The 15,881-nt window shown below is 50.5% G+C and carries 14 protein-coding genes and 1 tRNA gene; 6 read left to right on the top strand and 9 right to left on the bottom strand.

Annotated elements, in window-relative coordinates; genetic code table 11:
* The first annotated feature begins 55 nt into the window (after positions 1-55).
* Positions 56-1,399 carry an NADP-specific glutamate dehydrogenase gene (gdhA, locus tag ACQZQY_RS02290; RefSeq protein WP_056782375.1) on the top strand — a complete coding sequence of 448 codons (1,344 nt, stop codon included), beginning with the start codon at positions 56-58 and terminating at the stop codon, positions 1,397-1,399.
* A gap of 91 nt (positions 1,400-1,490) precedes the next feature.
* Here the strand turns inward: gdhA and ACQZQY_RS02285 are convergent, their stop codons facing one another.
* From ACQZQY_RS02285 to ACQZQY_RS02275, 3 genes are all read right to left on the bottom strand, one after another.
* Complete coding sequence (locus tag ACQZQY_RS02285; RefSeq protein ID WP_431296556.1) at positions 1,491-1,718, bottom strand: hypothetical protein; 228 nt, start codon at positions 1,716-1,718, stop codon at positions 1,491-1,493.
* A 982-nt stretch (positions 1,719-2,700) separates the two neighbouring features.
* Positions 2,701-3,519 (bottom strand): hypothetical protein, encoded by an 819-nt coding sequence (locus ACQZQY_RS02280; protein WP_431296555.1) that lies wholly within the window; start codon positions 3,517-3,519, stop codon positions 2,701-2,703.
* 156 nt (positions 3,520-3,675) lie between these two features.
* Positions 3,676-3,752, bottom strand: a tRNA-Ile gene (locus tag ACQZQY_RS02275).
* A gap of 142 nt (positions 3,753-3,894) precedes the next feature.
* Here ACQZQY_RS02275 and mug point away from each other — a divergent pair.
* Positions 3,895-4,392, top strand: a complete 498-nt coding sequence (gene mug / locus ACQZQY_RS02270; protein WP_431296554.1) for a G/U mismatch-specific DNA glycosylase — start codon at positions 3,895-3,897, stop codon at positions 4,390-4,392.
* 82 nt (positions 4,393-4,474) lie between these two features.
* On the opposite strand, the gene rpoD is transcribed toward mug, so the two are convergent.
* The 3 genes from rpoD to rpsU form a co-directional block, all read right to left on the bottom strand.
* Positions 4,475-6,313: an RNA polymerase sigma factor RpoD gene (gene rpoD, locus ACQZQY_RS02265; protein ID WP_056773019.1), complete on the bottom strand. Its 1,839-nt coding sequence runs from the start codon at positions 6,311-6,313 to the stop codon at positions 4,475-4,477.
* 191 nt (positions 6,314-6,504) lie between these two features.
* Positions 6,505-8,253 carry a DNA primase gene (gene dnaG, locus ACQZQY_RS02260; RefSeq protein ID WP_056773016.1) on the bottom strand — a complete coding sequence of 583 codons (1,749 nt, stop codon included), beginning with the start codon at positions 8,251-8,253 and terminating at the stop codon, positions 6,505-6,507.
* 134 nt (positions 8,254-8,387) lie between these two features.
* On the bottom strand, positions 8,388-8,603 hold the full coding sequence (rpsU, locus tag ACQZQY_RS02255; protein ID WP_001144069.1) for a 30S ribosomal protein S21: 216 nt from the start codon (positions 8,601-8,603) through the stop codon (positions 8,388-8,390).
* A 344-nt stretch (positions 8,604-8,947) separates the two neighbouring features.
* Between rpsU and tsaD the strand changes: the two genes are divergently transcribed.
* On the top strand, positions 8,948-9,961 hold the full coding sequence (gene tsaD, locus ACQZQY_RS02250; protein WP_431296553.1) for a tRNA (adenosine(37)-N6)-threonylcarbamoyltransferase complex transferase subunit TsaD: 1,014 nt from the start codon (positions 8,948-8,950) through the stop codon (positions 9,959-9,961).
* Between the two features lie 95 nt (positions 9,962-10,056).
* Here tsaD and plsY read toward each other — a convergent pair whose 3' ends face one another.
* Positions 10,057-10,686, bottom strand: a complete 630-nt coding sequence (gene plsY, locus ACQZQY_RS02245) for a glycerol-3-phosphate 1-O-acyltransferase PlsY (protein ID WP_431296552.1) — start codon at positions 10,684-10,686, stop codon at positions 10,057-10,059.
* Between the two features lie 107 nt (positions 10,687-10,793).
* On the opposite strand from plsY, the gene folB reads away from it, so the two are divergent.
* Both folB and bacA read left to right on the top strand, forming a co-directional pair.
* Entirely contained in the window at positions 10,794-11,150 is a 357-nt protein-coding gene (gene folB / locus ACQZQY_RS02240) for a bifunctional dihydroneopterin aldolase/7,8-dihydroneopterin epimerase (protein ID WP_056773007.1), read from the top strand.
* 183 nt (positions 11,151-11,333) lie between these two features.
* On the top strand, positions 11,334-12,161 hold the full coding sequence (gene bacA / locus ACQZQY_RS02235; protein ID WP_162237798.1) for an undecaprenyl-diphosphate phosphatase: 828 nt from the start codon (positions 11,334-11,336) through the stop codon (positions 12,159-12,161).
* A 74-nt stretch (positions 12,162-12,235) separates the two neighbouring features.
* Here bacA and ACQZQY_RS02230 read toward each other — a convergent pair whose 3' ends face one another.
* Both ACQZQY_RS02230 and ACQZQY_RS02225 read right to left on the bottom strand, forming a co-directional pair.
* Positions 12,236-13,471, bottom strand: a complete 1,236-nt coding sequence (locus ACQZQY_RS02230; RefSeq protein WP_431296551.1) for a multifunctional CCA addition/repair protein — start codon at positions 13,469-13,471, stop codon at positions 12,236-12,238.
* 198 nt (positions 13,472-13,669) lie between these two features.
* Complete coding sequence (locus ACQZQY_RS02225) at positions 13,670-14,290, bottom strand: TIGR04211 family SH3 domain-containing protein (protein ID WP_056773002.1); 621 nt, start codon at positions 14,288-14,290, stop codon at positions 13,670-13,672.
* Positions 14,291-14,554: 264 nt separating this feature from the next.
* Between ACQZQY_RS02225 and ACQZQY_RS02220 the strand changes: the two genes are divergently transcribed.
* Positions 14,555-15,862 (top strand): CYTH domain-containing protein, encoded by a 1,308-nt coding sequence (locus tag ACQZQY_RS02220; protein ID WP_431296550.1) that lies wholly within the window; start codon positions 14,555-14,557, stop codon positions 15,860-15,862.
* Positions 15,863-15,881 lie beyond the last annotated feature (19 nt).

Here is a 15,881-nt window from a genome sequence, read left to right as displayed (position 1 = left end):
AAAATAAGCAGTAAATAAAAAAGACAACATCACTTACAGACGGAGTTCTACATTAATGGATCAGATTCAATCCCTCGAACAGTTCTTATCCTCAGTCCAGCAACGCGACCCGCATCAGGTCGAATTCTCCCAGGCCGTACGCGAAGTCATGACTACGCTGTGGCCTTTCCTCGAACAACATCCGCAATACCGCCGTTCGGCTTTACTGGAGCGTCTGGTGGAGCCGGAGCGTGTCATTCAGTTTCGCATCGCGTGGGTGGATGACAAAAATCAGGTGCAGGTGAATCGTGGCTGGCGCGTGCAGTTCAGCTCGGCCATCGGCCCGTACAAAGGCGGAATGCGTTTCCACCCGTCGGTTAATTTATCGATTCTCAAATTCCTCGGCTTTGAACAGACTTTCAAAAATGCGCTGACCACGTTACCGATGGGCGGCGGGAAGGGCGGCAGTGACTTCAACCCGAAAGGCAAAAGCGAAGGCGAGATCATGCGTTTTTGTCAGGCGCTGATGCTGGAGCTGTACCGTCATCTTGGTCCTGATACCGATGTGCCTGCGGGCGATATCGGCGTCGGCGGGCGTGAGGTCGGGTATATGGCGGGGATGATGAAAAAGCTCTCCAACAATACGGCCAGCGTGTTCACCGGCAAAGGCTTATCGTTCGGTGGCAGTCTGATCCGCCCGGAAGCCACCGGTTACGGCCTGATTTATTTCACTGAATCGATGCTTAAACGCCACGGGCTGGATTTTGAAGGCATGCGCGTAGCGGTATCCGGTTCCGGTAACGTCGCGCAATATGCGATTGAAAAAGCCATGTCACTGGGTGCGCGGGTGATCACCGCATCCGATTCCAACGGCACCGTGGTCGATGAAGCCGGTTTCACCCCTGAAAAATTGGCGCTGCTGACGGAAATCAAAGCCAGCCGCGATGGACGCGTAGCCGATTACGCACAAAAACTCGGGCTGACGTATCTCGAAGGCCAGCAACCGTGGAATGTGCCGGTGGATATCGCGCTGCCATGCGCCACGCAAAATGAACTGGATGCCGCAGCGGCACGCGTGCTGATTGCCAATGGCGTGAAAGCGGTAGCCGAAGGCGCGAACATGCCGACCACCATTGAAGCGACCGACTTGTTCACCGACGCGGGCGTGTTGTTCGCGCCGGGCAAAGCGGCGAACGCCGGCGGCGTGGCGACGTCCGGGCTGGAGATGGCACAGAACGCCGCGCGTCTGAGCTGGAAAGCCGAAGAAGTGGATGCGCGTTTACGTCACATCATGCTGGATATTCATCAGTCGTGCGTCGAGTACGGCGGCGAAGGCCGGCAGACGCAGTATGTGCGTGGCGCAAATATCGCGGGCTTTGTCAAAGTGGCGGATGCGATGCTGGCGCAGGGCGTGCTGTAAGCGGATCTGTGTGGAAATTACAGTTTGATGTGTTGATGAAAGCTAGGTGCATAGCACCTAGCTTTATTACTCACATGGATATTTTATTAAATTATCTAAGTTTCTCAGCGAAATTTTTCTTAACGGTAGTACTGATGTAACTGTTCAAACCTTGCCCAGATTTTGCTAGAGCTTTCATTCTCTCAACAATAGCACTACCAGGGTTGTTATTATCATAAAGATATAAGGAATGATCTTTAAACTCTACGGTAATTGAGGTTGCCGTGATCTCAAATGCAAGTATTCCAGAATCCCCGCCTTTATTAGCATACCTTTCCATGAAACATCCTGTGTTAGTTGTTAAATTGAAGCTTAGACTATTATCCTTAACCCATATTTATAATGTGATGGAGAGCATGCTTTGAAAAATAGTGACTTAGTGACTTAGTGACTTAGTGACTTAGTGAAGCAACCCATATCATGGGACGATTAACTCTCTAACACGTTATGCTATAAATTAGTTAAATTTAACAATAATTAAATATGAGCAATGCATTATTAATTCATAATCAAGTGTGTGGTAATAAAAACATGTAACGGAGTAGAATGGCTTGATGTTTTTTATAAAAATATATTTTATAAATTTTGGGCATTTTTATTACCGCCAGAAAAATTATAACTAATTGAGTATTGAGCTGTGCACAACAAGGAACTAAGCAAGACATGACGGAAATTGCACTAAACCGCACCCGCCTGCGCTTTTTGAGTTGGTAATTTTTTTCATTTTTAAAATTCTACAAACCACAATACCAGCCTGCGCCGCACCTGGGCTTATCCCGTCATTCCCAAACTGAAAAGAATGAAAAGAATTTCAGTAAATTTCAGTTTTCTGGATCTCCAAAGGATCGAGGAAAAATCAAAGATTATTGAAACAAAAGGATTATATCTGCTTTTTGTCAGATTAGTGGATCGTTAGGAAGATCAAATCCGTGAGCCGTAGAAATGCAGAGAGGCCAGACGCGGCGAGACCTGTAAGAGATTTAAGGACATTTTGCAAAACTGAAATCTGTGAAATTGGTATGCTGTGATTATATACAGTTAAATTAATTCAAAGGCAGCAGAGAAAAAGCCGCAAATTAGGGGTTTATGCGTTCGTTGAAAGTGTACTGCGCGGTGATTTGTTTTATGGCCAAGGGGGAAGGTTAATCAGACAACATATTTTGAGCAGATTTTTCTAGATTTGAAAAGATCTGCCCAACCGAGACTACACGGGTTTTCAGCGTTTTTGATTACGAACATAGGTTGTGAAATTCTTCAGAAGGTTAAACAAATCTTACAGAAAGTTGAACTGAGAATTCTTGAGAGTATTTTTTTTCGAGTGCTTCCTTGTAACGCGGTTCAAAGATTATTTGTCCACCATGTCTATCTAGTTTGAATATGAAAATTTTGGGGAAGTCGCTTTTATGTTCATAGAAACCATAATAATTATACTCAAAGGCAGTACTGTTACTGTCCTTTTGCAGTAAGGTTAAAAACAAATCTTTTAGGGGATTCTCAAGTATGTAAAATTTATTAACATTTTCTTGAATCTCTGCATCCCATTGCTCGATTACGTATTGCGCAATATAACCTTGAAGCTTAAAGACCCCTCTAGTTGCGGATAGCTCCGAAACTCTCCAAACCCAATGATTCCTAATCAATTGTTTTAATGTGTAGTCATCCGTTCTTAAAGAGTGCCCATCTTTTTGTGTCAATAAGCGAATAGTGTCTATTTCTAATTCATTCAAATGGGTGTAAGTGCTTTTGAATCTAGACAGGCTATCATGAGTTTTACGTGCTTTTTCCTCTTTTTCATTCGCATCGCGAATGTTTTCTTGGCGTTTTTCTTCATTTCTCCTATTACAGTCAAGAATATAAAGATAGCCTTTGAGCAAAGCAGAATAAAATAGATAACCTGCAAATGAACCGGCGAGAAACGAAAGCAAAAAGGAGGTTTCGGCAGGTGCAGGAATGAATGTTTTGAGTCTAGGTTCTATAAAATGGAGTGATAGGGCAATCCCACAAACAACCATGAGGCCAGCAATTGCCCTTCTTACTGTGGTGATGCTTAAAATTACTTTAAAAATTTGCTCAAGTGACATTTTTTACCCACTCGCATTGAAAGACATGGCCATTGAATGCTTCGTTCCCATGAACAGTTTGTCTGCTGGGGGGACGAAAAGGGGACATCAGTTGTTCGAAACAAAAAAGCCACCGTGCAAATGGTGGCTTAATTATATGATTTTAAAGCTAAAATTTGGTGGCCCTTGCTGGACTTGAACCAGCGACCAAGCGATTATGAGTCGCGTGCTCTAACCAACTGAGCTAAAGGGCCGAGGTGCGGGATTATACGGTAAACTTTGCTCAGAGGTCTATATGTGTTCGGTGTGTATGCGCGTTTTGTGCGCAGTTGCAGCATATTGTGATCGTTAACTATTTTATCGATAATCACTGCAAATACGTTTCAGGGCAAGATTATGATTACTGATATTATTGATAAGGATCTGACCGTGGTTTTTTGCGGTATCAATCCTGGTCTGTCGACAGCGCACCACGGTTATCATTTTGCTAATGCCAATAACCGCTTCTGGAAAGTTATCCATCAGGCCGGGTTTACTGAGCGTCTTCTTAAACCTGAAGAAGAGCAGCATCTGCTGGATACCGGCTGTGGTATCACCATGCTGGTAGAGCGCCCTACAGTGGAAGCGACTGAACTGGTGCGCGATGAGCTGCGGGAAGGCGGGGCGGCACTGACAGAGAAGATTGAACGCTATCAGCCGCAGGCGCTGGCGGTGCTGGGCAAGCAGGCTTTCAGTAAAGCGTTTGGTATCAGCAAGGTGAACTGGGGGCGTCAGGCTCTGAAAATCGGTGACACAGAGGTCTGGGTACTGCCTAATCCCAGCGGGCTGAATCGTGCGACACTCGACAGCCTGGTCGCGTCTTACAAAGAATTGTATGACGCACTGAACGCCTGAGACGTCAGATAGACAGAATAAAAAAGCCCCGCCACTTCCAGAGAAGGGCGGGGCTTTTTAATGGCTGTCAGCCTGAGGACGACTAGTCGTCCAGGAAGCTGCGCAGCACTTCAGAGCGGCTTGGGTGGCGCAGTTTACGCAACGCTTTCGCTTCGATCTGACGGATACGCTCACGGGTTACGTCGAACTGTTTGCCCACTTCTTCAAGCGTGTGGTCAGTGTTCATATCGATACCGAAACGCATACGCAGAACTTTCGCTTCACGTGCGGTCAGGCCAGCCAGTACGTCGTGCGTTGCAGAACGCAGGCTTTCAGACGTGGCAGAATCCAGTGGCAGCTCGAGGGTGGTATCCTCGATGAAATCACCCAGATGCGAATCTTCATCGTCGCCGATTGGCGTTTCCATGGAAATTGGCTCTTTCGCAATTTTCAGCACTTTGCGGATTTTGTCTTCCGGCATCAGCATACGTTCAGCCAGTTCTTCCGGCGTTGGCTCACGGCCCATCTCTTGCAGCATCTGGCGGGAGATACGGTTGAGTTTATTGATCGTCTCAATCATATGCACCGGGATACGGATGGTACGCGCCTGGTCGGCGATGGAGCGGGTGATAGCCTGACGGATCCACCAGGTCGCATAAGTTGAGAACTTATAACCTCGGCGATATTCAAACTTATCAACGGCTTTCATCAGGCCGATGTTACCTTCCTGAATCAGATCAAGGAACTGCAGACCACGGTTGGTATATTTCTTCGCGATAGAAATAACCAGACGTAAGTTTGCTTCAACCATCTCTTTCTTGGCGCGACGGGCTTTCGCTTCGCCGATCGACATGCGACGGTTAATGTCTTTGACCTGTTCAATCGTCAGGCCCGTTTCTTCTTCGATCTGACGCAGTTTCATCAGGCCGCGCTGCACGTCTTCGGTGACTTCTTTCAGCTTCTCAGACCATGGTTTACCCATTGCCAGAGCCGCATCAAACCAGGTATCGCTGGTTTCGTTACCGGCGAACAGATTGACGAAGTTTTTCTTCGGCATTTTGCACTGTTCAACGCACACCTTCATGATCAGACGTTCCTGAGTACGGACGCGATCCATCATGGAACGCATGCTGTTGACCAGGAAATCGAACTGTTTAGGCACAAGACGGAACTGTTTAAACACATCGGACAGCTTCAGAATTTCTTCAGCAGCGCTTTTGTGGTTACGGCCATTTTTCTTGATAACGGCACGGGTCGCTTCGTGTTGCTCACGCAGATCGGTGAACTTCTGGCGCGCCAGTTCAGGATCGATGCTGTTGTCGTCTTCAGCATCGTCGTCATCTTCTTCATCGTCGTCGTTGTCGTTCTGCTCTTCGGTCGTCAGTTCAGAACCCACGTGAGTGGCGGTCGGCGCGATTTCTTCTTCAGCGTTAGGATCAACAAAACCGGTGATCAGATCAGACAGACGAGCTTCACCTGCTTCCACACGGTCATATTGTTCTAACAAATAGGTGATAGCTTCAGGGTATTCAGCAACGGAGCACTGCACCTGATTGATACCGTCTTCGATACGTTTAGCGATGTCGATTTCGCCTTCACGGGTCAGAAGTTCAACGGTACCCATTTCGCGCATGTACATACGCACAGGATCGGTAGTACGACCAATTTCGGATTCAACGCTTGAAAGTACCTGTGCCGCGGCTTCTGCAGCATCTTCATCGGTATCAGGGCGGTTTTCGGCCAGCATCAAATCATCGGCGTCCGGCGCTTCTTCAAGAACCTGGATGCCCATGTCGTTAATCATCTGGATGATGTCTTCGATCTGATCGGAGTCGACGATATCTTCCGGCAGATGGTCATTGACCTCAGCAAAGGTCAGATAGCCTTGCTCCTTACCACGGGTGACAAGTAGCTTAAGCTGTGACTGCGGGTTTTGCTCCATAAGACGGTATCCACACTTCAGAGTATTTGGGTTCGTGTCGGTCGGGTGATATCGCCAACAATAACGTTAGGGGCGTTTATTGTGCCGCGGCCCACCAGGGCGGCTCTGCGCAGGGCCATGCCCCGCTTTTAATCGGCACTTAAGCCGTGTTCTGAGATAGCGCCTCACGCGCTACCGATATGTTCTAATTTTTAGTTCTTTCTCGCTAATACCTGATTCAGGGAACTGACTTCTGTGCGTTCCTCCGGGCTCAGGCCGTGCGTCCTGGCTTTTGCTATCAAGGTTTCAAGCCGTTGCTCTAAAATTGAGTCATACAGGCTGGCGAGCGTCGCACGAAATTCTTCTTCGACCATGTCCTCTACGATCATGTGGTTCCATGTCGCCAGAGTTTCAAGCTGTTGGTAGAACTTATTGTCGCGATAAAGTTCCAGTAACTGGCCGGTTGTCAGCCCCGGTTGGGCTAAGCAAGTGCTGACTAACTCGCTGAACAAATCCAGTCCAGGTTGCTTCGCTTGTTCCAAACCTTGCAGCGAGGGTATAAGTGTAGCCAGTTGTGGATTTTGTACCAGTAACCCTATAAGTATACGCATGGTTGTGCGTTTTAGCTGGGGCGCCTGATAGCTATTGCCATTCTCGGCCTGTTTGGGCATCAGCTTTTCGAGCTGACTGTCATCCAAAATGCCGAGCTTGTTCCCTAACTGCTGACGCAAATACATGCGCAATGTTTCACCGGGTACCTGACGGATCAGCGGCAATGCCAGCATACTCAATTTGGTCCGTCCGTCAGGGCTGCTCAAATCGACCTGCGGCATCAGCGAATCAAACAGGAATGTGGACAGCGGCATTGCCTGTTCCATTCGTTGTTCGAACGCGTCTTTACCTTCTTTGCGCACCAGAGTGTCCGGATCTTCGCCGTCGGGTAAAAACATAAACCGCAGCTGACGCCCATCATTGAGATACGGCAACGCTGTTTCCAGCGCACGCCACGCGGCTTCACGCCCTGCACGGTCACCGTCATAACAGCAGACGACGGTATCCGTACTGCGGAACATCAGCTGAATATGGTCGGCCGTGGTGGATGTCCCCAGTGATGCGACGGCATAATCAATGCCGAACTGCGCCAGTGCCACGACGTCCATATACCCTTCAACCACCAGCAAACGCGTCGGGGTCGGGTGTTTCAATTGCGCTTCATAAAGGCCATAGAGCTGGCGGCCTTTATGGAAAATTTCAGTTTCCGGTGAGTTGAGGTATTTCGGGGTACCGTCACCCAAAACCCTGCCACCAAATGCAATCACGCGGCCACGCTTATCGCGGATCGGGAACATGACCCGTTCGCGGAAGCGATCATAGCTGCGTCCGTTGTCATTGGTGACCAACATACCGGCGTCAATCAGTGATGCTTTGTCATCGGCATTTTTACCAAAACGCTTTAGGGCGTTGTCCCAACCCGGCGGGGCGAAACCGATGGCAAAATGTTGGATGACGTCTGCACTTAAACCGCGCTGGGCAAGATATTCCCTCGCGGGTGCACCTGCAGGTTGTTTAAGCGACTGTTGATAGAACTCGCTGAGCGGGGTCATCAACTGGTAGAGGCTTTGACGCTGGTGGCGTTCCATCTGGCTTGGACCCGTGCCTGCTTCATACGGCACTTCCAAACCTTGCATTGTCGCCAGTTCCTCAATGCTTTCGACAAACTCAAGTCTGTCATAGTTCATCAGGAAATCGACGGCATTGCCGTGGGCACCACAGCCGAAACAGTGATAAAACTGCTTATCGCCATTTACGGTAAATGAGGGTGTTTTCTCATGGTGGAAAGGGCAGCACGCGTGATAGTTTTTACCCTGTTTCTTGAGCTTTACTCGGGCGTCGATCAAATCGACGATATCGATGCGGGCCAGCAAGTCATTGATAAATACGCGCGGAATTCTCCCAGCCATAAGCCCCTTACTCACTAGCCTATAAACGAGAACAAGCCGCGCATCCCTTTCGGAAAGCACGGCCTTCGTATGCTACTACGCAGTCTGCGCGTTCTTAATATTGCAAATCACGCGATTGGGGTTACCCCCGAAGATTAATACAGACGAGTGCGACGTGCGTTTTCGCGAGCCAGTTTCTTGGCGTGGCGTTTTACTGCAGATGCTTTAGCGCGTTTACGTTCAGTAGTCGGTTTTTCATAGAACTCACGACGACGAACTTCGGCTAATACACCTGCTTTTTCGCAGGAACGTTTGAAGCGACGCAGAGCTACGTCGAACGGCTCGTTTTCACGTACTTTAATTACAGGCATGTGCCTCTCACCTCGATAAAATCGGTTTGTTTGCTGATGTTGTACCAGCACATTTCAAAATGGTGCGGAATTTTACTCCAATTCGCGTCGCCTTGTAAAGCATAACGGCAAATTGAAACGGGTGCTTTCTGCAACCCTTCTGCAACATTGTGCGCTCGCTTTTGCGTCGGGCGCCGATTATATACCAATCAACCCAAATTGCTCGACATTAATTGGCCGTAACGATGATTGATACTGAGGGGGGAAGTAACTGGCAGGAATGACCACGCGGATGCAGCGCCCGCAGGTGCTTGTGTGCTAAACTGCGCGCCGCAAGTTAGCCTGAAACTATGACGGAAAGAGTGATGCGAGTACTGGGTATTGAAACGTCCTGCGATGAAACCGGAATTGCAGTTTATGACAGCGAAACCGGTTTGTTAGCTAACCAATTGTATAGTCAGGTAAAACTGCATGCAGATTACGGCGGCGTCGTGCCAGAACTGGCCTCGCGAGATCACGTCCGTAAAACAATACCTCTGATTCAGGCTGCGCTCAAAGAAGCCGGGCTGACCGCACAGGATATTGATGGTGTCGCGTATACCGCAGGCCCTGGCCTGGTCGGTGCGTTGCTGGTGGGGGCGACCATTGGCCGCTCTCTGGCATTCGCCTGGAATGTGCCCGCAGTGCCCGTCCATCACATGGAAGGCCATCTGCTGGCGCCGATGCTGGAAGATAATCCCCCTGACTTTCCGTTCGTTGCGCTGCTGGTGTCTGGCGGTCATACGCAGTTAATCAGCGTCACAGGGATCGGTGAATACACCTTGCTGGGCGAATCTATTGATGATGCCGCAGGCGAAGCATTTGATAAAACGGCAAAATTGTTAGGTCTGGATTATCCCGGCGGCCCGCTTTTGTCGAAAATGGCCTCCGAAGGCGTGGCTGGGCGATTTACGTTCCCGCGTCCGATGACCGATCGTCCCGGACTGGATTTCAGTTTCTCGGGCCTGAAAACTTTTGCGGCGAATACCATTCGCGGCAATGACAGCGATGCGCAAACGCATGCGGATATCGCGCGTGCTTTCGAAGATGCCGTCGTGGATACGCTGGCGATTAAATGTAAACGCGCGCTGGAACAGACCGGTTTTAAACGGCTGGTCATGGCCGGGGGCGTCAGTGCGAACCGTACGCTGCGCGCAAAATTAGCCGAGATGATGACCAAACGCGGTGGCGAAGTTTTCTATGCCCGCCCTGAATTTTGTACCGATAACGGCGCGATGATCGCCTATGCGGGTATTGTTCGGTTGAAAACCGGTGCAACGCCAGACCTGGGCGTAACGGTTCGCCCGCGCTGGCCTTTGGCTGAATTACCGCCGGTCTGAGCAAATCGAGGCTGTCAAATTCAGGCAGTACAGAGGTATACACCCATAAAAAAACGACCCACATGGAGGTCGTTTTTTTATGTCTGAAACGCGAGTTATTCGTCTTTATTGTCTTTCGCCGCTTTACGTTTCTTTTTCAGCTTATCCCAGATTTTGCCTTCCTGACCACGCCACAGGCGCTGAATATTGTCGTGATGGCGCAACAGAATCAGACATGAAAGCATAGCCACCGGGAAGGTGAATTCGGGTTTAAACCACCAGACATAAAACGGTGCAATCAGCGCGCTCACGATGGCGCCAAGTGACGAGTAACCACTCAGCAGCACTGTCAGCAGCCATGTACCGGTCATCAGGCCGGTCAGGTCCCAGCCGATAGGGGCGATAGCACCGAAGGCCGTCGCCACGCCCTTGCCGCCTTTAAAGCGGAAGAAGACCGGGTAAATGTGACCGAGGCAGGCTGCAATGGCCGTCAGGCCAAGATACATCGGTGGAATGTGGAAACTGTAGGCAAGCCAGACGGGAAGCATACCCTTGATCACGTCGAAGATCAGGACGGCAGCGGCAGCCAGGCGTCCGCCCAGCCGCAACACATTTGTCGCGCCGGGATTACAGGATCCTGCGGTGCGTGGATCAGGCAAACGGGCTACCCGGCAGACCAGAATCGCACTGGAAATCGAGCCGCAAAGGTAGGCGAAAATAATCATTCCAAGCGCGGTAGCACTCATAAAGCCGTTCCGTCTAATAAGGGTCGTTTTAATCGCAACATCCATGGATAATACGCATTTTCTGCTGGAAGTGGTATCCGGCTTGGCTAAAAACAGAGAAACGCGTGATGGATATCGTATTTATTGAGCAACTAAATGTAATCACTACTATTGGTGCCTACGATTGGGAACAGACCATTAAACAGAAACTGGTGTTCGATATCGAAATGGCGTGGGATAACCGCAAGTCGGCTTCCAGCGATGATGTGAATGACTGTTTAAGCTACGCGGATGTCAGTGAAGCCGTGATCGCGCATGTTTCCTCGCAAAACTTTGCCCTGGTGGAACGTGTCGCAGAAGAAGTGGCGACGCTGCTTCTGCAACGATTTAATTCTCCGTGGGTGCGGATCAAACTCAGTAAGCCCGGCGCAGTGGCGCAGGCGGCGAACGTCGGGGTGATCATCGAGCGCGGCCAACGTTTTTAATTCCGGTGATGGATAGAAATCAGAAACTGCTTGTCTATTGATTGTCATAAAGAAGCGTTAAAAGTAGATGCCGGTTCACAGGCCTCTGCTGATTGAAGCGGCTCAGTACGATGTCGCTTTTTTATTGTCTGCTGTGCAGCATATTTTCCCGCAAGCGGGTATCTGATGGGGTTGGGTAAGCTAATGATTGCTGAAAGTCATTCTTTGCTGGTTGCCGTTATTATGGGAGTGGTGGAAGGGCTGACCGAGTTTTTACCGGTTTCCTCCACCGGGCATATGATCATTGTGGGTAATCTTTTAGGGTTCACCGGGGATAAAGCAAAATCATTCGAAGTGATCATCCAGCTGGGTTCTATTCTGGCGGTGGTGGTGATGTTCTGGCGTCGCCTGTTCGGCATGATTGGTCTGCACTTTGGTAAGCCACCGGTTCACGAAGGCACAGGAACCCGCCGTCTGAATCTGTTACATATCCTTCTGGGCATGATCCCGGCGACAGTGCTGGGGTTGTTGTTGCACTCGCAGATCAAATCGTTGTTTGAACCTAAAAATGTGATGTATGCGCTGGTCGTCGGCGGCTTTTTACTGATTGCCGCCGAACTGTTCAAGCCGAAGAAGCCGCGTGCTGAAGGGCTGGATGACATGACTTACGCACAGGCATTTTTGATCGGTGTGTTCCAGTGTCTGGCGTTGTGGCCGGGCTTCTCCCGTTCGGGAGCGACCATTGGTGGCGGGATGTTACTCGGCGTCAGCCGTTTTGCCGCGTCCGAGTTCTCCTTCCTGTTGGCCGTGCCGATGATGCTGGGCGCCACGGTGCTGGATGTGTATAAAAGCTATGGTTTCCTGAGCATGGCCGATTTGCCGATGTTCGCCACCGGCTTTGTGACGGCGTTTATCGTCGCTCTGTTTGCGATCAAAACCTTCCTGGCCGTGATCAAGCGCATCTCGTTTATTCCGTTCGCGATCTACCGCTTCTTCGTGGCACTGGCGGTTTACTTCGTCTTTATTGCCTGATTTCAGCGAATATAAAAAAGCCCCGTGACTGTGTCCGGGGCTTTTTTTCATGGGTTTTCCGCCACAACGGAAGATCAGATTGCGGGTTCCTGCGCGGCTTTCCATTGTGCCAGAATCTGCGTACGTCGCTTTTTCAGCTCATCGCGGATTTCTATCCCCTGAAAACCGTCATCGAGCACTTCTTTATTCGAAATACTGCTCGCGATGTTAAAGGCTTCACTCAGGTAATCTCCCTGCGGATAGGGATTGTTTTCAAAGGTTGTACGACCGCGAGCATCGGCTTCACTGGTCATGATCATTTGCTCAAGACGCTGCGGTTTACGCCAGACATCGATGGTATCAAACAGTTTTAACAGGGTTTCCGGGCGCAATTTATTCACGGTATGGATGAGATCGTGGAACTCTGCCACCAGCTTCGCCAGATCACGAATATGCGTCGGAATTTTCAGCCGCTGGCAGAGGTTCTCCACCAGTTTCACGCCCGCCGGGCCGTGGCCGTGATGGGCTGGCCAGAATTGCGGCGGGGTCAGGGCTTTGCCCAAATCATGGCAAAGCGCCGAAAAACGCACATCAACATCTGGCGTCAGCTGGCTGGCTATTTTCAGCGTCATCAGGGTGTGTATGCCGGTATCGATTTCCGGGTGCCATTTCTCCGGCGCGGGTACGCCAAACAGCGCGTCAATTTCCGGGAACAGGACTTTCAGGGCGCCGCAGTCGCGCAGCACCTGGAAAAACACCTGCGGATCCTGCGTCTGCAACGCTTTCTCCGTCTCCTTCCACACACGTTCAGGCGTCAGGGCTTCCAGTTCACCGCTTTCTGCCATCTGCTGCATCAGCGTGCGGGTTTCCGGGGCAACCGTAAAACCTAAATGCGCAAAGCGGGCGGCAAAGCGGGCAACGCGCAGAACACGCAGCGGATCTTCGCCGAAAGCGTCGGAAACGTGGCGCAACAGGCGCAGCCCGATATCACGCTGACCGTGGTAAGGATCGATAAGTTCGCCTTCTTTGCTTTTGGCGATAGCATTGATGGTCAGATCCCGACGCATCAGATCCTGTTCCAGCGTCACGTCCGGCGCGGCGTAGCAGGTAAATCCGTTGTAACCGGCACCTGATTTCCGTTCCGTTCTCGCCAGCGCGTATTCATCGCGGCTGACCGGATGCAGGAAGACCGGAAAATCTTTACCGACCTGCTGATAACCGTTTTCCAGCATGTATTCAGGCGTAGCGCCTACGACCACCCAATCGTGTTCAGACACAGGCAGGTTTAATAAACTGTCTCGGACTGCGCCGCCAACCAGGTAAATCTCCACGCGATAACTCCTGAAGTAAGGTCAATTCAGCACATCTCGGCGCTGAAAATAAAGAAGGGACTCTGACGTTATCATAGCAAACCTGGTCTTCATCATCGCCAGTAAGTGCTGTTTGTTTGCCGGATAATGGAAACAAGAAAAGGCACCGAAGTGCCTTAGCGTTAACTCTGAACAGGAACCCGTGAAGGCGTTAGCCTGTCAGCTCATCCAGCGATCTTTTTTCTTGCGGCGCGGGATCAGGTGCGGCAACAGCAGACCCAGAACCAAACCTACGCCGGCCACACCGCCACCGTACATAAACCACTGTAAAATGATGGTGCGTTGCTTGTCGTCGAGCTGAACATTAACGGCGTTAACTTTCTTCTCGGCGATGATCTTCTGGTTTTTCAACTCCTGATTCTCTTTCTTCAGGGCGTTGATAATGCTGTCACTGGAGGCCACTTTGCTCTGCATTTCCGCAGTACGCTGGTTCCAGCTGGAATCGATATTCGTCAGCTTGTCCGTCAGCGTTTTCACCTGATTTTCGAGATCAGGTACGCGGGTACGGATGCTCGGCAGATTGCTTAACTGATCGAGAGGGATCCAGGCAGTTTTCCCTTTTGAGTCAATGATTTCACCGTACTTAGTGCTGTCATTGACGCTGCGTAAGGTGACTTCATCACCGGCATTCAGCGTGCCAACAATGCGATACTGATTACCCGGACCACTGTGGATATAAGTAATCAAATCGTCGGAAATGTAGCGCTTCTCATCGGCATGAGCGCCCCAAGTGATGCTTAAGCCAAGCAAAGCGAAACCAATCAGGCGTAATTTATGCATTATTTCATCGTTTCTTTGTGAATTTAGGGAACGTGAAGTGTGGATCCGTCTTATCAGGATACGTCTTCTGGCAACCGCAGTTATTAGCGATCGCATTAATTTGGTGACCGATAGTAAGGGCAACAGTGTGACGACGCAATGCATAAACCGGAATGAGAACTATCTTACAATCCCGCAACATGCGGCTTGCGCGCAGTGCTTATGGTAGAATTGGACAGACGCATTTATCCCTTTTGGCAGCAAAGAATCGGTGTGAAGACCCTTATGACCGTAGAAATAGAATTAAAATTTATCGCCACCCCGGCCACCATTGCCGAGTTACCCGCGCAACTTGCTCGTTTTACCACTGAGCACACCGCGCCTTCGAAACTCACCAACATCTATTTTGAGACTGCGGAAAACTATTTACGTTCGCACGACATTGGCTTGCGTATCCGCGGTTTCGACGATCAGTATGAAATGACCCTTAAAACCGGCGGCAAAGTGGTGGGCGGTTTACACCAGCGGCCGGAGTATAACGTTGAGCTGAAAAAGCCGGTGCTTAAGCTCAGCGCATTCCCGAAAGATATCTGGCCGGAAGGCTGCAAGGTAGCGGCGCTGCAAAAAGCGCTGGCACCGTTATTCCGCACGGATTTCACCCGTGAGAAGTGGGTGATCACTTACGGCGAAAGCGAGGTCGAACTGGGTCTTGATTTGGGCGAGGTGGTGGCGGGTGAATTGTCTGAGCCGCTGTCTGAAATCGAACTTGAACTGAAAAAAGGTAACACCGCAGATTTACTGGCGCTGGCCGCAGAAATCGCTGAGCACGGCGGTTTACGTCAGGGTGGGTTCAGCAAAGCAGCGCGCGGTTACCATCTGGCGAAAGGCAATCCGGTACGTGAAATCAAACCGTTGCCGGTTTTCCAGGCCAAACCGAAAGCCACCGTGGAACAGGCGATGGCGGGCATGTTCGAGCTGGCGCTTGACCACTGGCAGTATCACGAAGAACTGTGGGCGCGCGGCGATAAACTGGCGCGTCCGGCAGTGTTGCAGGCCGTAGAGACGGTGCGTCAGATTCTGGTGCTGTTTGGCGGGCTGGTGCCGCGTAAGGCTTCTGCTGAGCTGCGTACCTTGCTGACTGACCTGGTGCCGGTGCTGGAACAGAAATCCGCCGATGCGCAGGAAGTCTGCTTCAGCGCTGCCTATCTGAAATGTAAGTTAGTGCTCACCTCATGGCTGACAATGTCGGGGTGGACGCCGTTTATCGATGATAAATCAGCGAAGAAGCTCGAAGGTTCTTTCAAACGCTTCTCCGACATCATGCTTGGCCGTACCGCTGCCGACCTGAAAGAAGCCTTTGCACAACCGCTGACCGAAGAAGGTTACCGCGACCAGCTGGCACGCCTGAAGCGTCAGATCATCACCTTCCATTTGCTGTCAGGTGCCTACCCTGAGCGTGACGTTGCCGCGTATCTGGCGGGCTGGACCGAGCTGCAACAGGCAATTATCCAGAAGCAACTGGCGCTGGAGGATTCTGCCCGTTCGCAGGCGTTGATGATGGATGCCTTCTGGCTAAACGGCCAGCCACGTTAATTGACTGATAAGCCTGGGC

The organism is Rahnella sp. PAMC25559 (assembly GCF_050632365.1).
GTDB classification, from domain to species: domain Bacteria; phylum Pseudomonadota; class Gammaproteobacteria; order Enterobacterales; family Enterobacteriaceae; genus Rahnella; species Rahnella rivi.
This window is presented reverse-complemented; position numbering and strand designations above follow the sequence as displayed.